The 20661-nt window shown below is 46.3% G+C and carries 19 protein-coding genes and 2 pseudogenes; 16 read left to right on the forward strand and 5 right to left on the reverse strand.

Annotated elements, in window-relative coordinates; translation table 11 throughout:
- The first annotated feature begins 187 nt into the window (after positions 1-187).
- The 9 genes and pseudogenes from QUD86_RS01330 (at position 188) to QUD86_RS01370 (ending at position 10362) form a co-directional block, all read left to right on the forward strand.
- Positions 188-1669: a mannose-1-phosphate guanylyltransferase/mannose-6-phosphate isomerase gene (locus tag QUD86_RS01330; protein WP_286297471.1), complete on the forward strand. Its 1482-nt coding sequence runs from the start codon at positions 188-190 to the stop codon at positions 1667-1669.
- 14 nt (positions 1670-1683) lie between these two features.
- Complete coding sequence (locus QUD86_RS01335) at positions 1684-3123, forward strand: O-antigen ligase family protein (protein ID WP_286297473.1); 1440 nt, start codon at positions 1684-1686, stop codon at positions 3121-3123.
- 16 nt (positions 3124-3139) lie between these two features.
- Positions 3140-3826 (forward strand): annotated as a pseudogene (gene gmd / locus QUD86_RS01340) (GDP-mannose 4,6-dehydratase); the annotation flags it as partial.
- A gap of 109 nt (positions 3827-3935) precedes the next feature.
- Entirely contained in the window at positions 3936-5183 is a 1248-nt protein-coding gene (locus QUD86_RS01345; protein ID WP_286297475.1) for an integrase, read from the forward strand.
- A 60-nt stretch (positions 5184-5243) separates the two neighbouring features.
- The gene (locus tag QUD86_RS01350; RefSeq protein WP_502928872.1) at positions 5244-5954 is read left to right on the forward strand and encodes a DegT/DnrJ/EryC1/StrS family aminotransferase; all 711 of its coding nucleotides are present in this window, start codon (positions 5244-5246) and stop codon (positions 5952-5954) included.
- A gap of 104 nt (positions 5955-6058) precedes the next feature.
- Positions 6059-6412: pseudogene (locus QUD86_RS01355) on the forward strand (integrase core domain-containing protein); the annotation flags it as partial.
- Between the two features lie 318 nt (positions 6413-6730).
- A complete protein-coding gene (locus QUD86_RS01360) occupies positions 6731-7684 on the forward strand; it encodes an IS30 family transposase (protein WP_286295630.1) in 954 nt (317 codons plus the stop codon).
- Positions 7685-8031: 347 nt separating this feature from the next.
- Positions 8032-10017 carry a polysaccharide biosynthesis protein gene (locus tag QUD86_RS01365; RefSeq protein ID WP_286297476.1) on the forward strand — a complete coding sequence of 662 codons (1986 nt, stop codon included), beginning with the start codon at positions 8032-8034 and terminating at the stop codon, positions 10015-10017.
- 135 nt (positions 10018-10152) lie between these two features.
- A complete protein-coding gene (locus QUD86_RS01370) occupies positions 10153-10362 on the forward strand; it encodes a type II toxin-antitoxin system RelE/ParE family toxin (protein ID WP_286297478.1) in 210 nt (69 codons plus the stop codon).
- Between the two features lie 30 nt (positions 10363-10392).
- On the opposite strand, the gene QUD86_RS01375 is transcribed toward QUD86_RS01370, so the two are convergent.
- Complete coding sequence (locus QUD86_RS01375; protein ID WP_286297480.1) at positions 10393-12024, reverse strand: TolC family protein; 1632 nt, start codon at positions 12022-12024, stop codon at positions 10393-10395.
- Positions 12025-12174: 150 nt separating this feature from the next.
- On the opposite strand from QUD86_RS01375, the gene QUD86_RS01380 reads away from it, so the two are divergent.
- The 3 genes from QUD86_RS01380 to trmB all read left to right on the forward strand — a co-directional run bounded on the left by QUD86_RS01380 (position 12175) and on the right by trmB (position 14402).
- Positions 12175-13020: an undecaprenyl-diphosphate phosphatase gene (locus QUD86_RS01380; RefSeq protein ID WP_286297483.1), complete on the forward strand. Its 846-nt coding sequence runs from the start codon at positions 12175-12177 to the stop codon at positions 13018-13020.
- 74 nt (positions 13021-13094) lie between these two features.
- Entirely contained in the window at positions 13095-13553 is a 459-nt protein-coding gene (locus QUD86_RS01385) for a DUF2721 domain-containing protein (RefSeq protein ID WP_286297484.1), read from the forward strand.
- Positions 13554-13604: 51 nt separating this feature from the next.
- Positions 13605-14402 (forward strand): tRNA (guanosine(46)-N7)-methyltransferase TrmB, encoded by a 798-nt coding sequence (trmB, locus tag QUD86_RS01390; protein ID WP_286297485.1) that lies wholly within the window; start codon positions 13605-13607, stop codon positions 14400-14402.
- A gap of 20 nt (positions 14403-14422) precedes the next feature.
- On the opposite strand, the gene QUD86_RS01395 is transcribed toward trmB, so the two are convergent.
- The 4 genes from QUD86_RS01395 to ribBA all read right to left on the reverse strand — a co-directional run bounded on the left by QUD86_RS01395 (position 14423) and on the right by ribBA (position 18611).
- Positions 14423-15901, reverse strand: a complete 1479-nt coding sequence (locus QUD86_RS01395; RefSeq protein WP_286297486.1) for an NAD-dependent succinate-semialdehyde dehydrogenase — start codon at positions 15899-15901, stop codon at positions 14423-14425.
- Positions 15902-16321: 420 nt separating this feature from the next.
- Complete coding sequence (gene nusB / locus QUD86_RS01400) at positions 16322-16861, reverse strand: transcription antitermination factor NusB (protein ID WP_286297487.1); 540 nt, start codon at positions 16859-16861, stop codon at positions 16322-16324.
- A 19-nt stretch (positions 16862-16880) separates the two neighbouring features.
- Complete coding sequence (ribH, locus tag QUD86_RS01405; protein WP_286297488.1) at positions 16881-17396, reverse strand: 6,7-dimethyl-8-ribityllumazine synthase; 516 nt, start codon at positions 17394-17396, stop codon at positions 16881-16883.
- Between the two features lie 69 nt (positions 17397-17465).
- Positions 17466-18611: a bifunctional 3,4-dihydroxy-2-butanone-4-phosphate synthase/GTP cyclohydrolase II gene (ribBA, locus tag QUD86_RS01410; protein ID WP_286297490.1), complete on the reverse strand. Its 1146-nt coding sequence runs from the start codon at positions 18609-18611 to the stop codon at positions 17466-17468.
- 152 nt (positions 18612-18763) lie between these two features.
- Between ribBA and QUD86_RS01415 the strand changes: the two genes are divergently transcribed.
- From QUD86_RS01415 to QUD86_RS01430, 4 genes are read left to right on the forward strand one after another with little or no spacing between them, the layout of a single operon-like run.
- Positions 18764-19045: a type IV pilus modification PilV family protein gene (locus tag QUD86_RS01415; RefSeq protein ID WP_286297491.1), complete on the forward strand. Its 282-nt coding sequence runs from the start codon at positions 18764-18766 to the stop codon at positions 19043-19045.
- The gene (locus tag QUD86_RS01420) at positions 19042-19713 is read left to right on the forward strand and encodes a PilW family protein (protein WP_286297492.1); all 672 of its coding nucleotides are present in this window, start codon (positions 19042-19044) and stop codon (positions 19711-19713) included. The genes QUD86_RS01415 and QUD86_RS01420 overlap by 4 nt, the downstream gene beginning before the upstream one ends.
- A complete protein-coding gene (locus QUD86_RS01425) occupies positions 19713-20051 on the forward strand; it encodes a hypothetical protein (RefSeq protein ID WP_286297494.1) in 339 nt (112 codons plus the stop codon). Before QUD86_RS01420 ends, QUD86_RS01425 begins: the two co-directional genes overlap by 1 nt.
- Complete coding sequence (locus tag QUD86_RS01430; protein ID WP_286297495.1) at positions 20044-20637, forward strand: GspH/FimT family pseudopilin; 594 nt, start codon at positions 20044-20046, stop codon at positions 20635-20637. Before QUD86_RS01425 ends, QUD86_RS01430 begins: the two co-directional genes overlap by 8 nt.
- Positions 20638-20661: the final 24 nt, after the last annotated feature.

Genomic DNA, 20661 nt, shown 5'->3' on the forward strand with positions numbered 1-20661 from the left:
TTTTACGGCCTGATTGGGTAGCAGCGCAAACAAATGTTTTTTATAAACAATCCTTAAAGTTAGTATATGCTAACAATATTGATTGTTAAGCAATTTCTTTTTGAGAATTTATAGTTACCGGGGAGCCTGGAGCATATAAAATACAAGCTTATTTATAAAAATCATAAAAGTAACTTAGACCCGTTTAATGACTACTGTTCTTCCTGTAATTTTGTGTGGTGGTTCCGGAACTCGGCTTTGGCCCTTGTCGCGAGCAGGCTTCCCTAAGCAGTTTTTAGCTTTATCTGGAAACGACCAGGGAAAAAGCCTATTTCAGGAGGCAGTAGAGCGCCTCAATCAGATTGGTTCTAGTTCAGCTGTTATCGGTAATATCGGCAATACAGTAGTCGTTACCAATGAAGACCATCGCTTTTTGGTACTAGACCAGCTCCGTGACTTACCCCAAGTTCAGGCAACGCTTTTGCTTGAACCTACCGGACGCAATACTGCTCCTGCTTTAACCTTGGCGGCCTTAATGGCAAGCCAAGAGAGTGATCCAATCTTGGTGATTACACCAGCAGATCAAACTATTCAGGATGGATCGGCATTTACTAAGGCAATTCAAGACTGTATTGCGCTGGTGAATGCAGATACAAGTAAAAACACGATTGCTATTTTAGGCATTACACCAACTGCTCCAGAGACGGGCTATGGCTATATTCAGCGCTCAGGTAATAAGGGGGCTTTTAATGAATATGCTGTGGCGCAGTTTGCGGAAAAACCAGACGCGCAGATTGCTCAGACGTATTTAGAGAGTGGTGCCTATTTTTGGAATAGCGGTATGTTTGTACTGCGTGCCAGCACTTGGCTTGCGGCATTAAAAGAGTTTCGTTCAGATATTTTGGATGCCACTGAAAAAAGCTGGGATAAAAAATCAGAAGATAAAGCTGATGGCACACAGTTCATCAGGCCTGATAAAGCATTATTTAATCAGATCCCCAGCGAGTCTATTGACTACGCAGTAATAGAAAAGTGCCCAGGCAGTCAATTTGAAGTGAAGATGGTCGAACTCAATGCTGGCTGGAATGACTTAGGTGCTTGGGATGCTGTATGGCAAGTAGGCAGTCCAGATGCCCAAGGCAATGTAACTAGTGGTGATACCTTACTGAGTCAAACGACTAATTCGTTGATTCATTCTAGTAGCCGCTTGGTCAGTACAGTCGGTATTAAAGATTTGGTCATTATTGAAACGGCTGATGCCGTCTTAGTTGCTGATAGAAAAAATAGCCAAGAAGTAAAACAGATCGTTCTCCAACTAGAAGCCCAAAAACGTGAAGAAAAGAATCTTCATCGCAAAGTAGCTAGGCCTTGGGGCTGGTATGACAGTGTGGATGAAGGAGAGCGCTTTAAGGTCAAGCGTATTCAGGTAAAACCTGGTGCCAGCCTGTCATTGCAGATGCATCATCACAGAGCTGAGCACTGGATTGTGGTCAAAGGCACGGCAGAGATTACCAATGGTGATCAAGTCATTTTATTGACTGAAAATCAAAGTACCTACATTCCGCAGGGGCAAACCCACCGCCTGTCTAATCCAGGAAAAACTCCACTAGAAATTATTGAAGTGCAGTCTGGTAGCTATTTGGGTGAAGACGATATCGTGCGCTTTGAAGATTCCTATGGACGCAATTGAAATCTGATCAAGCAATGAATACCGCTTCCAAAAATATCAAATCAGAGAGCATGTCATTAATAGCGCCTTCAGGCGTCAGAATTGCCTTGGTAATACTATTCTCACTGCTTTGGGCAATTTGGATTCAGCCACACACTATTTTTTTACGGCACGCTGTTTTGATATCAGGCTCATTGCTTGGTCTTTATGTCATTCTCCAAAATAGAGCCTTGCTTTGGCGAAAAACAGCGATACCGATTTATTTAATTTTTCTCCTACTGGCTTGGGTTGGCTTTCATTTGTTGTTTCTCAGCAATAATTTTTCACTTCAGTTGGAGGAATTCTCTACCATCTGGAAAAGGGTGTTGATGGGGCTGCCATTTGCCATTGGCTTAGGGATCGCAATACACTCAATATCCAATACAAAATTAGCAAGCAATAAGACGGATGTATGTTGGTGGGTATTCTTTTGTGGCTTGTGTGCACCTAGTGCTATTTATTTACTCAGATATATCCTCACTGTGTTGGCCCAGAGATACCAGTTGAACTTGCCTGAGCCATTATTGAATCTTGCTGCACCTTCTACTTGGTATGTCCCTAAAATAGCTTGGGTATTCTTTTGCTTGCCCGCATTAGCGGTTGCATGGGCACAATTTTTGCAAGCTCAACGTGTTGACATCAAGGCTGGAGGACACTCAATCCTCTATTTATCAGTCGTTGTGCTGGTGAGTGCCGTTTTTTATTTAGAAAACATTAAGAATGGCATGATCTATTCAGTTATCCTGATAGGTTTCGGTCTTGCGAACTCTTTGTTAAGCAAGCGATTTCGATGGACTCGAAAAGGTATTGGTTTATTGCTGATATTGGCTATTGTTATTGGGATCCTAGGCTCTCGTCATCTTCAAGCCAATCGATCTTGGAATACCTTTATGGCTGATACTAAAGTAGCTGAACAAATGGAGAAGATCGATCTTTGGAAGTTTGCTGGTCAAAAAGGCTACCCAAAAAATGCATTAGGAGATACGGTTTCCATCACCAATTACGAACGCATGACCTGGGCTCAAGCTGCACTGAAAATGATTAAGGAGCAACCCCTGGGTTACGGTCTTGTTTGGAAATCATTTGGAGTAATGGCAAAGGAGCGCTGGCCCGATTCTGTATTGACGCAATCCCACAGCGCCTGGCTGGACTTGACTTTGGGCATCGGCATTCCTGGGGTAGGCTTAATTCTGCTGGCATCCTTCATGGCGATGTATCGACTAAACAAGAGAGTAACTAATGAGGGTTTGCAGTCACGATGGCAAAGTAGCGCCATCTGGTGGATTGGTAGTATTTTGCTATTGATGTTTACAACAGAGGTTTCTCAAAAAACCTACATAGATGCCCTCATATTTGTTATTTTGTATGTAGCTAGTACTGGTTTGGGTGATCCTAACGAGGGAAGCAAGCCGCATGCTTTCAAGAATTTAAATTAATACATAAGGATGTCTTATGAGCGTTACAAAAAAAGTCGCCCTGATTACTGGTATTACTGGCCAAGATGGCTCTTACCTTGCTGAATTCCTCTTGGAAAAGGGCTATATCGTTCATGGTATTAAGCGCCGTGCGTCATCTTTTAATACTGAGCGGATTGACCACCTCTATCAAGATCCCCACGTTAATCACCCTGATTTAATTCTGCATTATGGTGATTTAACAGACACGAGTAATTTAGTGCGCATTATTCAAGAATGTCAGCCAGATGAGATTTATAACTTAGGCGCGCAGTCCCATGTGGCAGTCTCTTTTGAATCTCCGGAGTACACGGCTGATGTCGACGCTATGGGTCCCTTAAGGATGTTAGAAGCGATTCGGATCTTAGGCCTTGAGAAGAAAACCCGTTTTTATCAAGCATCAACCTCTGAGCTTTACGGTTTAGTACAAGAGATCCCCCAAAAAGAGACCACTCCCTTTTATCCTAGAAGCCCTTATGCAGTAGCAAAAATGTACGCCTATTGGATTACCGTGAACTATCGTGAGGCCTATGGCATTTATGCTTGTAACGGTATCTTGTTTAACCATGAGTCCAAGCGCCGCGGTGAGACCTTTGTTACCCGTAAGGTGACTCGTGGTTTATCTAATATTGCCCAGGGTTTAGAGAAATGCCTCTTTATGGGTAATATCGATGCCCTGCGTGACAGCCTTGTCCAATGAGGTATGAGCCTGAACGGCGCACGTATTTCCAACCAGAAATGAGCCTGAAGGGGTAGGTTTCAGGCCCAACTGCCATTGGCTTGATCATCCAAGGATGGTGATCAACATGGACGAGACAAAGCTGCGCACGATTGCGCAACTGCAGGAATTTCTGGATGCAACCCCAGAAGTCAAATTCACGCTCGCCGCAGGCGTTGGTGACGCCCAGCGCTACGAACACATCAGCCGCGTTCTCAAGCGCTTTGAGTACCGCCAGTGCGGCAAACATGATCGCGGCGTGGTACTGGCCTACCTGCGCCACACCAGCGGCTACAGTCGCCCTCAGATCACCCGCCTGGTAGCGCGCTGGCAGGAGAACCGCCTGGCACCTGTGCCCCTGGCCAAACGCTACCGCGCCCCTGCTGCCCCCTTCACCCGCAAGTACACAGCTGTCGATGTCGCACTGCTCGTGGAGGTAGATCGCGCCAATGAAGATGTCTGTGGCCCGGCCATCGCCCACCTATTGCGCCGGGCCTACACGGTATACGGCGACAAGGACTACGAGCGCCTGGCCGGTCTGTCGGTCGCGCACCTGTACAACCTGCGCAAAAGTGCTGGCTACCAAAAACTTCGCGTCAGCTTCACCAAGACCCGATCGGTGTGCAACTCCATTGGCGTGCGCAAGGCACCCAGGCCCAATGGACGTGCGGGCTGGGTACGCATTGACAGCGTCCACCAAGGTGATTTGGATGGCCTCAAAGGGGTCTACCACATCACCTGCGTGGACAGCGTCAGTGAGGCATATTTACTGCCGATTCTGCAGGCGGTGATTGCGCAGTTCCCGTTTGAGATTGAAGGGTTCCACTCTGACAACGGCTCGGAGTACATCAACCACAAGGTGGCCAAAATGCTAGAAAAGTTGCGTATCGAGCAGACCAAATCACGTGCCCGTCAAAGTAACGACAACGCCTTGGCAGAGAGCAAGAATGCCAGTGTGGTCAGGAAGCATATGGGCTACAGCCACATTCCAAAGAAGTACGCAAAACCCATCAATGCGTTCTATGAAGGTGTGTTCAATTCGTGGCTCAATTTGCACCGTCCTTGCTTGTTTGCCACCGAGGTGGTGTGTGACAAAGGGAAGGTTAAAAAGGTCTACAAGAACAAAGATGCGAAGACGCCGCTGGAGCGATTGGTGCAACTAAACGACAGGGGTTTGGTCAAGTTCAAAGCGGGCATCACGCTTGAAGATTTGCTGGCTCGGGCCAAAGAAAGAACCGATCTGCAAGCGGCCCATGAGATGCAAAAGGCCAAGGCCGATTTGTTTGAGTTATTCAACAAGCCAAAGCGCAAACTGCAGACTTGAATCGACGCCGAGTCGACACAGATTCGACGCAAAGAAAAACAAGAACGAGTGTGAAAAAACATGCGCGGGGGGGGCCTCCGGCGGCCTGGCAGGGGCCTGCATGAATGCAAATTAGAAGACAAAACCAAGTCCCTTAAACTTCCAGTTTTAACCCGGTCAGGTCAAGAAGCAAAGGTCACCAACTCAAACCCGCTTCAGGCTCATACCTGGATTGGAAAATACTATGAGCGCCAGCATGCACCGGGTTTTAGGTGGCTGCACGAGGGGTTTGGCACCAACTGGCGCATGCTGGAAGTGCAGGCCGTACTGGGGCGCATTCAGCTGGGGCGCATGGCCGATTGGGCCGCTGTGCGTGCGCAGAACGCGCTGGCCATTGGGGCTGCTTGTCAGCCCTTTACAGCACTGAGGGTGCCCGGTTTGGCGTGCGAGGTTTGTACGCGGCAGTGCACGCAGGCCCAGGCTTGTGTGCATGCGCATTACAAGCGCTATGTGTACGTTAACCCCGATGCCTTGGCACCGGGCTGGAGCCGTGACCGCATTGTCGAAGCTATCAATGCTTTGAGTGTGCCTTGTTACCAAGGGTCTTGTTCAGAGGTATACCTAGAAAAAGCCTTTGACAACAAGGGCTGGCGTCCCGAGTTGCGCTTGCCCGTTGCCCAGGCTTTGGGCGAAACCAGCTTGATGTTTTTGGTGCATCCCACGCTGACACACGAAGAGATTCAAAAAACATGCGACGCCATTTCTAGAGTGATGGCGCAGGCTTCGGTTTGAGTAACGCGTGTGCGACTTGTTAACGCAGCTGGCTTTGCCTGTTTTGGCCACTTGGCTGGCGGTTTATTTGCGCTTGGGCTCGTTTGGGCCTTTGTCTGGCTCTGTTATTCGATGTGAGCGATGACTTTGATCGGGAAGCTCTCGGTATTGAAGTGGACTTCTCACTTCCACCACAACGGGAAATCCGATCCTTAGATTAAATCATTGCTTGGCGAGGTAAACCCAGCATCATTTGAGCGGACAATGGCTCCAAGCTCATAAGTAGTGGGCCCATGGAATGGGCAGCAAAGCACCATATCCATATACAGCATATTCAGCCCGGCAAGTCGCAGCAAAATGTCTATGTTGAGCGCCACAACCGAACCGTAAGACATCAGTGGTTATCGCAGCATTATTGGGATGGCATCGAAGAAGTTCAAACCTTTGCTACTCAATGCATGTATGAATACAAGTACTAACAGCCAAATATGGCATTGAGCGGTATTACCCCGAAACAGCGACTGGCCATGGTCACTTAACTCACCCTACCATTGAGGGCGGTTAAAAAGGGGGAATTACCGATGAAGAGTACTTAAAAAAACAGAGCTTCTTGCTGGATCTCCAAATTTTGTGGATGACCTTTTTAAAGGTGCTTAGGCGAGATGGCGTTTCTAATTGAGTGCCACATGTTTAAACATAGGTGAATTCAACTACGAAGTGCAACTTTGATCAATTAGAGCTAGTGGCTAAGGATATTTTAGTATCCATAGTTTCTAGACCTGCAAGTCAAAGTAGCCATGACCTATCAACACCTTAGCCAAGAAGAACGATATCAGATTTATATCCTCATGAAAGACGGAAAAACCCAAAGCCAGATCGCCCAGCTCATGAATCGACATAAGTCGACCATTGGCCGAGAGCTATCTCGCAATACCGGAGGCAGAGGATATCGACCGAGACAAGCCTGTTTATTAGCAGAGGAACGCTCCCTAGGCTCTCGTAATGCTACCCAAATCACCCCAGCTGATTGGGATCAAACGGTAGAGTACCTACAAGACCAATGGAGCCCTGAGCAAATCGCAGATGTTGTAGGGATTAGCCATGAGACCATCTATCGCCATGTTTATGCTGATAAAGCCGCTGGTGGCACTCTTTACCAGCAGTTACGCTGTCAAAAGAAACGTAAAAAGCGCTATGCCAGTGGCCGGGATCGACGAGGCCAGATCGTAGGCAGAAGGCCGATTAGTGAGCGCCCAGAGCATATTGAAGCCAGATCTCAAGTCGGTCACTGGGAAGGCGATACCGTGATTGGGGCAGCGCACAAACAAGCTATTGTGACCTTAGTGGAGCGCAAGAGTGGTTATGCTGTTCTAGCCAAAGTACCCAATAAAACTTCGACCCTGGTAGGTAACGCCATTATTGAAGGACTGGCCCCCTATCAAGCTAAGGTCAAAACACTAACTTATGACAACGGAAAGGAATTTGCCGAGCACGCCCGGATTGATACAGCACTGCAATCCACCACCTACTTTGCTGATCCTTTTGCCAGTTGGCAACGCGGTTCTAATGAAAACTTCAATGGCTTACTAAGGCAATACATCCCCAAAAAGAGGCCTTTATCCACCGTAACTGATGAGGAGCTTAGAATGATTGAAAGCAAGCTTAATAACCGACCTCGTAAGAGGTTGGGATTTAAAACCCCCAATGAAGTGTTTATGCAGTCCTTAAACCGTGTTGCACTTCGTGTTTGAATCTACGATATTTAACAATTAGCCATATTCACATTTTGCCTCGCTAAGCTGGGATTAAATAGGTTGCTAAACAAGCGTCTCCTTTAAGCATTAACAGGGTTGCAGAGAATTTTAATCCTAATGGGTTTATGGTTGAGTATTTCAAGGTATCAAGGCGATTTTTGTATGAATCACCCACCTACTTACGCTTATTATAAATTTTGTAATCTATAATCTATCGATCAAATTTGGTATTTTTTCCTATCTAATTTAATGCAATACCTATTTAGTAGGCTCTATTTTGTGTAACCTACTAGCATTGACTCACTGCAAGGTTTTATAAAAAACCAATACCCTATTCAAGCCTAATGATTAGCTCCTTTAATAAAGCCTCCCGACACTTATTGCGACTACCAAGGTTGGGTAAACGTCTGCTGGTCGCATTGGTTGATATTGCGCTTTGTGTGCTGACAGTATGGTTTGCTTTTTATCTTCGCCTTGGAGATTTTTTTCCGCTGTTTAGTCAGATGCTTTGGCCAATACTGGTTGCTATTGTTCTTTCTCTACCAGTCTTTTATTTCTTTGGGCTTTACCAAGCCATCTTTCGCTATGCTGGCTTTTCTGCTTTAGTTGCTCTTCTAAAAGCGATGGCTGTTTATGGCCTGATCTACGCATCCACCTTTACTGTTTTCTCTACTTTCTTGAGCTTATTTATGAGCTCTAGTGAGATTATGGATGGTGTACCAAGAACTATCGGGCTTATCCAGCCTTTACTCATGTTGTTGGCTGTAGGAGGATCTAGAGTCTTTGCTCGCTATTGGTTGGGTGGTCATTACCAAAGCAATGAAAGACGTAAATTACTGCCCAAGGTTCTCATCTATGGATGTGGTTCTGCTGGTCGACAATTAGCTACCGTGATGATTGCAAGTCAAGATGTAATTGTCTGTGGCTTCTTAGATGATGATCGCCACCTTCAGGGTAATACCATTAACGGTATCCAAGTTTATGACCCTGGCCATTGCTCCACGTTATGTCAAAGTATGGGAATCAGCGAGATCTTACTTGCCTTACCAGCTATTTCTCGTTCAGAGCGTAATCATATTTTGGAGAGAGTATCCAATGCAAAAGTAGTGGTTCGAACACTCCCTAGTTTGATGGATATCACCACAGGCAAAATTACTATTGCCGATTTACATGAACTTGACGTAGATGACTTGCTGGGTCGCCTTTCTGTTGAGCCCCAATTAAACCTTCTCAGTAAACATGTGTCATCTCAGGTAGTCATGGTTACTGGCGCAGGTGGTTCTATCGGCGGAGAACTCTGCCAGCAAATTCTCAAACTCAATCCAACAGTCATATTGTTGGTAGAGCAAAGTGAGTTTGCTCTATATGACTTGCATCAAAAACTGCTGTTTAATCTCAATAACGCGGCTTTGTTGGGAAAGGCAGTTGAAGACATTGGGCTCATTCCATTGCTAGGCTCTGTGCGAGATGAGGCTCGTATGCGGGAGATTATTTTTAACTGGAATCCCCACATCATTTATCACGCAGCAGCTTACAAGCATGTTCCCTTGGTAGAACATAACCCAGTTGAGGGTATTCGTAATAACGTACTAGGAACTCTAGTCACTGCAAAGATTGCGGGTGAGCTTGGAGTTAAAAACTTTGTTCTTATCAGCACTGATAAGGCAGTGCGGCCAACGAATATTATGGGTGCGAGTAAGCGCTTGGCAGAGATGACATTGCAAGCGATTGCTGGTAATTTTCCTGATACCCAATTTTCGATGGTGCGCTTTGGTAATGTATTGGGATCCTCTGGCTCAGCTGTTCCCAAGTTCCGTCAGCAAATTAAGGATGGTGGGCCGATACATTTAACCCACCCTGAGATTACCCGTTACTTTATGTCTATTCCTGAGGCGGCTCAGTTGGTCATTCAGGCGGGGGCCATTGCCACTGGTGGTGAAGTGTTTGTGTTGGATATGGGTCAACCGGTCAAGATATTTGATTTAGCAAGGCGAATGGTCGAACTTTCTGGTCTTACACTCAAGGATGAAGACCATCCTGATGGCGATATTGAAATTGAAGTTACAGGATTGCGCCCTGGCGAGAAGCTGTATGAAGAACTACTCATTGGTGATAACCCAGAATCCACATCCCACCCTTTGATTATGAAAGCCTCTGAAGCATTTTTGCCTTGGGGAGTATTTTCAGAAAAGATGACTGCATTGCAAGCGGTATTAGATGCCAATGATGTGGTGAGTATTAAAGCAATGCTGCAAGAGCTGGTTTCTGGATACACCCCAGATCCCAACATTGTGGACTGGATTCACTTATCAAAAGAATCGGGGGGGTGAATGCTAGCCCTGCCTAACTTCTTGCAAAGATAGTACTTTCTCCTTTGAGTCGCGTAGCATCATATCGTGACTTGCTCTAAGGCTAATGAGGTATGTCGCAACAATTGAGGCAACCCCGCTCCAGAGGTAAATCCGGTGATAAAAAGTATTGCCGCAGAACTTTCTTTGGGTGAAGAGAGGCGAGGTGATTTAGCCGGTATATTTACTTATAAATTCAAGATCAACTGCCAAGAATTTCTGATGGCTTATGAATTCTTTCCGGATAAGCATCACCCAAAAGAGATTGTGTTGATTGCTTTGGTAATCCGCTCACATGAAAATTTTTACAGAGACTTAAAAAAGTAACGCTTTTAAAGTCCTTTAAAGCCGCTTGATTTAGCGTAATAAAGTATTGATTGCAATCAGATCTTCATCTGACAAAGCCGCAACGTGGGCCTTAAGCTTAATGGCATTGAGGATAGTGTTGTAACGCGCTTGCTGTAATTGGGAGCGGGTAGTGATCACTGTATCTAAGGCAATTAAGACATCAATATTAATCAAGGTCCCCACCTGAAATCCTAGCTTACTGGACTCTAGAGCGGAGGTAGATGATCGCTCTGCTGCTTCAAAAGCTTTCACACTGGCCAGGCCACCATAAAAACCAGTGAAGGCAGCACGTGTGCTCTGCGCTGCAGTACGGCGGGCATTATCGTAATTGGCTTTAGCTGCATCAAGCAATGCCGCATTTTGACGAATGACTGAACTACTATACCCACCAGAAACCAAAGGAATAGTCATTTGCAAAGCAATAGTGTTGTTGTAAATATTGGTTTGCGCTGGCGTTAAGCTATTCGAAGTTCCGTTAGAAGTATTGTATCCAGCAGACCCTACTAAATTGACTGAAGGGTAGTTCAGTGCTTGAGAAGCTTTAAAGCTACTTTCTGCTAAGTTCACTGAGAGTTGGCCTGCTAGAACATTAAAGTTCGCTGTCTCTGCCTGATGAATCCAGTCATCTAAGGTTTGCCCTTTAGGTAAAACTGGGTTCACACTTTCGGCAATAGTAGAACTTTTGCTGTCTTGACTCTTTGAGCGGGGATCTTTTAGAACCCCATCAATCTTGGCTTGTTTAATTAGGGGCTTGATTGCACCTACAGGCCTACCTACTAATTGCTCTAGGACGCCACGCTTAACAATCAAATCAGCCTGCGCAATAATCTCTTGAGAGTTAGCAAGATCTAGCGCTGCTTGAGCAGTATTGACATCAACAATTGTGGCAAGCCCCGCATCAAACTTGGCTTGGGCAATCTCTAGCTGTTGTTTGATCAAACCTTTTTTATTCCGAAAGAGCTCAACATTATCTTGGCTAGTGAGTGCATCAAAATACGCTTGCGATACCCGAATGATTAAATCTTGCTGTGCCAAGTAAAAGCGCATATCCGCAATTTTGGTATTGAGGTCACCTTGCTTAAATGCCTCTAAGGCAGCCATATTAAATACTGGCTGGGTTAGGGTAACCGTATAGTTCTTTTGGTCATAGACCCGAGAGCCTGTTACGGCATTTACTGGGGCATTGCCAGCCGTATGCTGGAAGTAGCGAGTAGCTCCTGGCGCAGCGCTAGCCTGCGGAAGCAATAAGGAGAGCCCTTGCCAAAATAGCTCTTTACTCGCTTGATAGTTAAAGCGTGCAGCAGTTAAGACGGGATCACTAAAGGCAGCCTCTTGATAGAGGCGAATGAGATCTGTAGCTTGGCCAGGATTTGCAACGTTTGCACTGTTTGAGCCACTAGCAAGATCGCCACTTAGATAAGAAGGGGCTGCTGTAGTGGGTATTGCTGCAGTGGGTAGAGCTGACCTAGGAGTAACCACCATTTGCGGGGGCATATCTAGGCCCAGCAAAGACTGCGTGTTCATGGGTGCAATTGGTGTGGGCAGGGACGGTTTAGCCCCCACAGCACTTTGTGCAAAGGCGCCAGATGAGAAGATGCTCAGCCCGAGTGCCTGGCTTAGGATTAAACCGAAGATACTCATTCTTGAAGGGCGAAAGTGGTGCGAATTCATCTTATTTAGGTGCATTTTGTATTGCATGAAGTTTAAGGCTTATTTGGGTAAACCGCCTTAATTGAGCCCTATTTTGCCAAATACGGCTTTGGGCATAGATCTAACTATAAAATTACGTCCATGGATCTTATATTGCTAGGCAAAGCCTTAATTTTAGGGGTAGTAGAGGGGTTTACTGAGTTTTTACCCATCTCCAGTACCGGACACCTCATATTGGTAGGGGATTTACTCAACTTTAATGATGAGCGGGGCAAGGCTTTTGAAGTCATTATTCAGTTTGGCGCTATTTTGGCAGTCTGCTGGGAGTTTCGGCAAAAGCTGTGGCAAGTTGCTTCCACTATTCAGACAAATCCTCGCTCCAGAAAGTTTGCCCTTAATTTAATCATCGCCTCTATACCGGCAATGAGCCTAGCTTTTGTTTTTGGCAAATACATCAAAGCCTTTTTATTCTCACCCATTCCGGTAGCGACAGCTTTTATAGTGGGCGCACTCGTTATCTTCTGGGCAGAGCGTCGTCAGAAAACCCTCGTGCAGAGCGAGGGACGTATTCAGTCTATAGATGACTTAACTAATCTGGATGCCCTCAAAGTAGGTCTTGCCCAATGCGCAGCGCTAATACCAGGAACATCACGTTCTGGAGCCACCATCATTGGTGGCATGCTGTTTGGTCTGCCGCGGGCTATTGCAACAGAATTTTCTTTTTTCTTGGCTATTCCTGTGATTGGGGGCGCTACTGCTTATGAACTACTCAAGCTGTGGAAATCACCAGTGGAGATTTCTGGAGACTTTACCCTAGCTATTGTTGTGGGTTTTATTGCCGCCTTTGTTTCTGCATTTGTTTGTGTGCGCTGGTTAATTCATTATGTGGCGGGTCATAACTTCATTCCCTTTGCTTGGTATCGCATTGTCTTTGGGGTATTGGTGTTACTTAGTGCCTATAGTGGTTTAGTTGTCTGGTCGCACTAACAAAGAATCACGCTTTATCGTTTTCCAGCCCCCTCTTTTACTTTATTAATTCAGAATGATCGGCAGGAGTTTTAATGGATGTCTCTATAGATGCAATCACGAACAATATTCAGTTAGCACTAGCCCCAGTGTTTTTGCTCACTGCGGTAGCTACCTTGATTAATGCGATTTCAGGACGTTTAGCTAGATCAGTCGATCGGATGCGATCGATTCAGGGGAAAATACATGAAGGCGTGATTAAAGATCCAGCCGTCTTAAGTCATATGAAAAAAGAGGCCAATGAAGCTAGAGCACGGGGTCGCCTCTGTACTGCAGCCATCTTCTTTGATGTTCTGAGTGGGGTATTTATTTCGCTAACAGTACTAGAGCTCTTTTTCTTTCAGGCGGGTGCAGTACGATCCTTACAGACGACTTATGTAGTGTGGACCTTTGTGCTGGGGCTGGTTTTCTTTATGACTTCACTAGCCATCGTATTGGTTGAGGTGGTCTATGCGTATCGCTCTGCTGGTTGGAATACTTCTTTTTTAAAATAATCAAATTAACTAAATTAACTAAATTAACCAAGCTAACTAAAAAAGTATCTAGTGACCTTTTCTAAAACTGACCGCATTCGTTCCTTTGTCCTTCGTGCAGGCAGGACTACTGGGGGACAGCAGCGCGCTATTGATGAGCTGGGCCCGCAATTTTTAATTCCTTTTCAAGCACAAAGGATAAATCTCCAGGATGCCTTTAGTGGTTCAGCTAACTCCAAGATCTTAGAGATTGGTTTTGGTATGGGTGAGACCACAGCCAAGATTGCGGCTTTACGCCCTCAGGATGATTTTTTAGCAATTGAAGTACATACCCCAGGAGTAGGCGCCTTACTTAAACTCATTGGGGAAAACCAACTAAGTAATTTGCGCTTAATGCAGCATGACGCTGTTGAGGTGTTGCAACAAATGATTGCCCCCAATGCTTTGGATGGTATTCATATTTACTTTGCAGATCCCTGGCATAAACGACGTCACCATAAACGCAGACTCATTCAGGCAGAGTTTGTTCGTCTCTTGGTATCACGCTTAAAGCCTGGAGGGTATTTGCACTTAGCAACCGATTGGCATAACTATGCTGAACAAATGCTTTTAGTATTAAATGCTGAGTCCACTCTACAAAACACTTCTACAGAGCAAGTCATGGTGGAAACTTTTTCTGCAACTGATACAGAGCCCAGTCTGCCTAATAAAGTATCTACAGAATTTAAACCCAGTCCAGAGCAGTTGCTAGCCAAGCATTCTGGCTATGCAGAACGACCAGCCTATCGACCCATTACCAAATTTGAGAACCGTGGCCTCAAGTTAGGACACGGCGTGTGGGACTTGGTTTACAAAAAGAAAGAAGGGTAGTAACAACAGCAACAACAGCCCTAGAGACCCAAACAAACATATTTGAGCTCTAAGTATTCATCCATACCGTAGACGCTGCCTTCTCGTCCCAATCCTGATTGCTTGACGCCACCAAAGGGCCCCACTTCATTAGAGATGATTCCGGAGTTCACACCCACAATGCCGTACTCTAGGGCTTCAGCAGTTCTCCAGATACGACCAATATCTCGACTGTAAAAATAAGAAGCTAAGCCAAATTGGCTATTGTTGGCCAGTGCAATAACCCCTTCATCATTCTCAAAACTCATGATGGCTGCTACTGGACCAAAGGTCTCTTCATGGGTAATGAGCATGTCATTGCTGACATTAGACAAAATGGTGGGTTCATAAAAGGTGCCGCCCAGAGAAGAACGTTTGCCACCGGTGACTAAAGCAGCGCCTTTACTTAATGCGTCAGCAACATGGCGCTCTACTTTCTGAAGGGCGGCTGGCTCAATGAGTGGCCCCTGCGTAGTGCCCTGATCCATTCCATTACCCAGTTTGATGCTTTGCACTGCTTTAGCAAACTTTTCTACAAACTCCGCTTGGACACTTTTATGGACATAAAACCGATTGGCGCATACACAGGTTTGACCCGAGTTACGATATTTAGAAGCCATAGCGCCAGAGACAGCTGCATCAATGTCGGCATCTTCAAAAACAATGAAGGGAGCATGGCCACCCAGCTCAAGCGCTAGTTTCTTAATAGTGGGGGCGCATTGGGCCATTAAGATGCGACCGACTTCAGTAGAGCCTGTAAAAGATAAATGACGTACGACAGTGGATTCACAAAGGGTTTTGCCAATAGCAATGGACTGATCTGCATCGGCTGTGAGGATATTAATAACACCAGCGGGTACACCAGCACGCTGAGCCAATTCTGCTAAAGCCAGTGCAGATAATGGCGTGAGCTCTGCTGGTTTAATCACGATGGTGCAACCTGCCGCCATAGCAGGCGCAATTTTGCGAGTGATCATGGCAATAGGGAAGTTCCAGGGCGTAATGGCAACACATACGCCAATAGGCTGCTTCATGACGATGAGGCGTTTATCACTCCAGGTAGAGCCTGGTATTGAGCCTGCTACGCGCTTCGCTTCCTCTGCAAACCATTCGATAAATGAAGCGCCATAAGTCACTTCACCAGTGGATTCGACTAGAGGCTTGCCTTGCTCAAGGGTCATGAGGGTAGCGAGATCTTGCGTATTGGCAATGATGAGATCAAACCATTTGCGCATGACGCTGGCACGCTCTTTACCGGTTTTACTTTTCCATTCTTTAAATGCGGTGTCTGCAGCACCAATCGCAAGCTTAGCGTCTAGTGGCGCCAGATTAGTAACTTGGGCAATCAGTTCGCCTGTTGCTGGATTGGTGACATCAAACTGCTTGCCAGATTGAGCCTGAACCCATTGCCCATTGATAAACGCCTCTTCTTTAAAAAGGCTTGGATCTTTTAGCAGCTTACGAATATCAACTTTTTGCATGGGGTCATCTCCTCAATCTCTTTGATCTATATCAACATCGATTTACTATGGTAGTCCATAAATTTTATTTCTCAGAGGAAATTTGAAATGTCTACAGGTTCAACGGTCGACATGAAGAGAGTAAATGCTCGCTTTATGGTAAAGCCTGTAAGTAAAGCGAGTTATACCTTGGGGGAGTTGCTGGCGCAGTGTAATGCTGGAGAAGTACGCTTAATGAGCCCAATGTGCACAATACGTCCAATAGAAGACATATTGTGGTTAAAAATACATCTTGTTGGTAATGAGATTATTTAACGCAGCACAGTGATGTTTATCTTGTTAACTTAAATCCTACGCAGAGTCACGAGCAGAAGGGCTTGCGGCTAGTTTAAATAGTGTCACCCAGCGCCTAACCAGCGCCCAACCAACACCCAACTAACTCTATCCCGCCGCAATCTCCGTACTACGCAATTGCTGTGCCAAAAGATCGAGTACGCCGTTAACGTACTTATGACCATCAGTGCCACCAAAGGTTTTAGCCAACTCTACTGCTTCGTTAATAGCTACCTTATATGGAACCGATAAATCCATTGCTAGTTCGTAAGTGCCAATAAGAAGGGCGGCATGCTCTACGGGAGATAGTTCATTAATAGGGCGATCTAAGGCAGGCGTAATGAGACCTTCGAGTTCATCAGTATGCTCAAGCGTGCCAGTAAAGATACCTTGGAACAAATCGTGCTGACAACGACGAAAACCAGGATCTTCAGCAAGCTGTCTGGCAATTGCTGCAGCATTAGGCAAGCTACCTGCACGACGCATTACCAAGCTTTGGTAGACACCCTGTAAGGCGTACTCACGGGCACGGCGACGTGGTGTGAGGGAGCGCTTAGGGGCGCTGTTGGCTGCAGCGGTTGTCGAAGTGGTTGCTGCAGTGGTTGCCGCAGTTGTTGCTGCAGCTGCAGGAAGAGTGTTTTTAGTCATGTACTGGTTATCTTCCGAATTACTCTTGGGGATTGCTGATTTCAAAATCAATATCTGGGGTTAGTGCTAAGGCCAGATTGGCCATCTCAACAACTGCTCTAGCGCAGTCTGCTCCTTTAACCTGCACACGCACTTGAGCTTGTTCATCAGTTTCACAAGTGAGCACACCATTGGCGATGGGTAGACCAGATTCTAGGCAGATGCGGCTAATGCCAGCAGCAGATTCATTTGAGACCAACTCAAAGTGGTATGTCTCACCCCGAATGACCGCGCCTAAAGCAACTAAGCCATCAAATTCACCAGTCTCCGCTAGCTTTTGCAGTGCAAACGGAATTTCTAATGCACCGGGTACGGTAACTAATTTAATGTCGGCTTGGGATACACCCAATTGGATTAACTCTTCAATACAAGCAGTGGTTAGCGCAGAGCAATGCGCTTCATTAAAGCGCGCTTGCACAATGCCTACCCGCAGGTCTTCACCATTGAGATCGCTGGCTAATACGCCAACGGATTGTTCGTTATCTAATGTGTTCATAGGGTCTTGGGGTTTAACTTTAGGGGTTTAATCTTTATTAGATTTAGTAGATTTAGTAGATTAGATAAATTAGCTCGATTGCTCTGGCTCAAAAGGCATGTAGCCAGTCACTTCAAGCTTATAGCCTGACAAGCTGGGAACCGGATTAGGGTTAGCAAGCAAACGCATTTTGCCAACGCCCAGATCTTTCAGAATTTGAGCACCAATACCGTAACTCCGAAAATCAGTCTTCCGAGCCAGTGGTTTAGCCGCCGCTTCTGTTTGTGAACCATTGAGTTTATGAAACTGTGCAAGCCAATCCACATCACCTGGCGCTGCAATGCCAGAGGCATTTAAAAGCACGGCAACCCCAGCAGGGGCATTGGCTAGTTTTTGCAATGCCTGTGCAAGAGGCCAGGAGTGAGTACTGACATTCGCATCTAAAAAATCCAATACTGTGACAGGTTCATGAACCCGCACTAGTGTTTCAGTAGTCTCAGAAGGGGTGCCATGCACTAAAGCAAGATGTATACAGGAGCTAGGGGTATCACGATAGATGATCCCCTGAAACTTACCCCAAGGGGTATTGAACTCCCGCTCACCTTCCCGCACAACAATACTTTCATGTTGGCTGCGGTATTGAATGAGGTCAGCGATACTGCCGATTTTGAGTTGATGCTCTTTAGCAAATATCAATAGATCTGGCAGACGCGCCATGCTGCCATCGTCTTTCATAATCTCGCAAATGACGGCAGTGGGAGAGCATCCAGCCATACCGGCTAAATCACATCCGGCTTCCGTATGGCCAGAGCGAATGAGTACGCCACCTGGTTGCGCCATCAATGGAAAGATATGCCCTGGCTGAACAAGATCATTAGGCTTAGCATTGGGCGCTACCGCAGTTTGGATCGTGAGCGCCCGGTCTGCCGCAGAAATGCCTGTTGTGACACCACGCGCCGCTTCAATCGATACCGTGAAATTAGTCCCCATCGAGGCGCCGTTATCCCTCACCATCAGGGGGAGGTTTAATTGTTGGCAGCGCTCGCGAGTTAAGGTGAGGCAAATCAGCCCACGACCATGTTTGGCCATGAAATTAACTGCCTCGGCTGTGACATGGTCAGCAGCTAAAACGAGATCACCTTCATTCTCGCGGTCTTCTTCATCGACCAGAATGACCATCTTGCCCGCTTTAAGCTCAGCAACGATTTCTTCTGTGGAGGCGAGGGTATTTTGCATAGCCCTCTATTTTAAGCTGAGCAGCAGTTTTTCGGGCTACATCGTGAGATCTTTCATAAATAGAGAAGATATTCATTCAATATCCGGTCTTTCTGACGACTGAGCTTACTTATACCGATTTTCCAAGCCATTGCGGATCGAGACAATGGCTGATGTCCCCCAAATCCACCTCATTACAGCTGACCCCCGAAAAGCTGGTTCATGCCAATGGATTCATATTGCTTGAAGTCTTGGTGGCCATGAGTCTAGTCGCTAGCAGTTGGATAGCATTAGGAGCGACTTATCAGCAATTAGCATTGCGACTAGCAATAGTCCAAGAGCAGCGGGTGCAGATGAAAAAAGCATTAGATGAGCATGAAATCAATACCTTGGGGCATAAACAATTTCAGCCAAGGACCCCATCAGCAGAAACCACACAAAAAAAGTTTAAATGAGTCTGCTGGAGTGCCTCGTAGGTCTTGCCATCTCCCTCATCCTAGTCACACCCCTAATGAAAACTAGTGGCGAACTAATCGCGAAACAAATTGAATATGAAAAAACCCAATCGCTCACTGCGGAAGCTGATCGTGCTTTGGAACTCATTGGTCGATCTATTCGTATGGCGGGTTACCAGCCTACGGCTTCTTTCGCTAGAGGGCGTCATCCATCCAAATCAGCTCAAGCCTTTATCCAGATTCAGAAAAAGAGTGGGTATCAAGGCTCGGATGCATTGATGGTGAAGCATGCTTTATCTAGCGCAGGAGATTTAGATTGCATCGGAAACACCCTGTCACCAGGCCGTACTAAAAATGGCTTAGCGCAGCAGGGCTTTGTAGTAGATCGACCAGCCTCTGCTCCAAAAGGTGGGCGTGTGAATGGAGGTGGAGGTGGAAGTAGAAGTGGGGGTGGAAGTGGAGGTGGAAGTGGAGGTTCGCTCATCTGCCAATCATTAGATAAGGAAGGCCGACTCCAAAACACAACCCTCATGAATGGAGTCCATTACTTTGCTGTTGAAGCATTGCCGGCGCCATCCGGCAAGGCTTATAGAGTTAGGCTAGAAATGACTGATGGGCACTTAATACATCGAGTGTTTGAGCGCACATTTGCTAGTCGTAATCTCTGATGATCATTGCTTGGGTTTTATCTCTACTGCTATTGCTGTCTTCCCTCATTGCCTATATTGAACGCTTAACTGCGTTAGAGATCATTAGCGCCACCACTTTTATTACTGCTAGCAAACAATTTATAGAGGCAGAAAAAGCATTATTAGCGTGTGAGCAAAACATTTTTAGTATTGCCTTACAAGAGCAATCTGCTTGTCATATTCAGTCAGTAGGGAAAGGTCTTTGGCTGATCTCTACTAAAGGCACTAAAGGTACTCCGGTGCTTGAGGTACTGATCTTGGTGGATGAAAAAACAACTGAAGTCACTCGTCTGAATTGGCGTCAACATTTTGAATAAACTAAATCACAAAAGTGCCAACGAACAAGGAAGCAGCTTAATAGAGTTAATGGCGGTGGTTCTGATCATTGCCATCATGACAGTCATGACCATGCCGATGTTGCAGGAGCAAATGGCCGCTCGAGAAATCGATATGCTTGCCAGGCGATTTATTGCCCATGCGCAGTTTGCTCGTGGGCAAGCATTGCAATTGGGTATGGCTGTGCACATTACCCCTTCGGGCAGTGCTGATGGGGCTGATTGGGCTGATTGGGCCGATTGGGAGGACGGCTGGGTTGTAAAGAACGCCTGCCCACCCATCCAGTCCAAGGCAAATTGTGCCGAGCGGGTATGGTTTGCTCAAAGCGCCATTGCGCCGATCTACTTTAAAGGGGGAGGCAAACAGTTTATGGACCCACATTCCAATAAAAGGGGGATTACCTTTAATGCTGCTGGGGCAGCAAAGACGGCCCAAGGCGGTTTTGTGGCCAATCGACTGATACTAGGTCATGAGCGGGATTCTCGGCTGGAGCGCCAGCTGATATTGAGCAGTGGCGGTCGTTGGAGGGTGTGTGATCCCCAGCGGGATAGCAAAGCCTGCCGTTAAATTTGGTGTAAGCAGCAACAATCG

The sequence above is a fragment of the Polynucleobacter sp. TUM22923 genome (genome assembly GCF_030295705.1).
Lineage (GTDB): Bacteria > Pseudomonadota > Gammaproteobacteria > Burkholderiales > Burkholderiaceae > Polynucleobacter.

What these genes read in the sequence shown, in the direction of transcription:
- QUD86_RS01330 (WP_286297471.1), top strand. Translation starts at nt 188, where the DNA reads ATGACTACTGTTCTTCCTGTAATTTTGTGTGGTGGTTCCGGAACTCGG.
- QUD86_RS01335 (WP_286297473.1), top strand. Translation starts at nt 1,684, where the DNA reads ATGAATACCGCTTCCAAAAATATCAAATCAGAGAGCATGTCATTAATA.
- QUD86_RS01345 (WP_286297475.1), top strand. Translation starts at nt 3,936, where the DNA reads ATGGTGATCAACATGGACGAGACAAAGCTGCGCACGATTGCGCAACTG.
- QUD86_RS01350 (WP_502928872.1), top strand. Translation starts at nt 5,244, where the DNA reads ATGCGCGGGGGGGGCCTCCGGCGGCCTGGCAGGGGCCTGCATGAATGC.
- QUD86_RS01360 (WP_286295630.1), top strand. Translation starts at nt 6,731, where the DNA reads ATGACCTATCAACACCTTAGCCAAGAAGAACGATATCAGATTTATATC.
- QUD86_RS01365 (WP_286297476.1), top strand. Translation starts at nt 8,032, where the DNA reads ATGATTAGCTCCTTTAATAAAGCCTCCCGACACTTATTGCGACTACCA.
- QUD86_RS01375 (WP_286297480.1), bottom strand. Translation starts at nt 12,024, where the DNA reads ATGAGTATCTTCGGTTTAATCCTAAGCCAGGCACTCGGGCTGAGCATC.
- QUD86_RS01380 (WP_286297483.1), top strand. Translation starts at nt 12,175, where the DNA reads ATGGATCTTATATTGCTAGGCAAAGCCTTAATTTTAGGGGTAGTAGAG.
- QUD86_RS01385 (WP_286297484.1), top strand. Translation starts at nt 13,095, where the DNA reads ATGGATGTCTCTATAGATGCAATCACGAACAATATTCAGTTAGCACTA.
- QUD86_RS01395 (WP_286297486.1), bottom strand. Translation starts at nt 15,901, where the DNA reads ATGCAAAAAGTTGATATTCGTAAGCTGCTAAAAGATCCAAGCCTTTTT.
- nusB (WP_286297487.1), bottom strand. Translation starts at nt 16,861, where the DNA reads ATGACTAAAAACACTCTTCCTGCAGCTGCAGCAACAACTGCGGCAACC.
- ribH (WP_286297488.1), bottom strand. Translation starts at nt 17,396, where the DNA reads ATGAACACATTAGATAACGAACAATCCGTTGGCGTATTAGCCAGCGAT.
- ribBA (WP_286297490.1), bottom strand. Translation starts at nt 18,611, where the DNA reads ATGCAAAATACCCTCGCCTCCACAGAAGAAATCGTTGCTGAGCTTAAA.
- QUD86_RS01415 (WP_286297491.1), top strand. Translation starts at nt 18,764, where the DNA reads ATGTCCCCCAAATCCACCTCATTACAGCTGACCCCCGAAAAGCTGGTT.
- QUD86_RS01420 (WP_286297492.1), top strand. Translation starts at nt 19,042, where the DNA reads ATGAGTCTGCTGGAGTGCCTCGTAGGTCTTGCCATCTCCCTCATCCTA.
- QUD86_RS01425 (WP_286297494.1), top strand. Translation starts at nt 19,713, where the DNA reads ATGATCATTGCTTGGGTTTTATCTCTACTGCTATTGCTGTCTTCCCTC.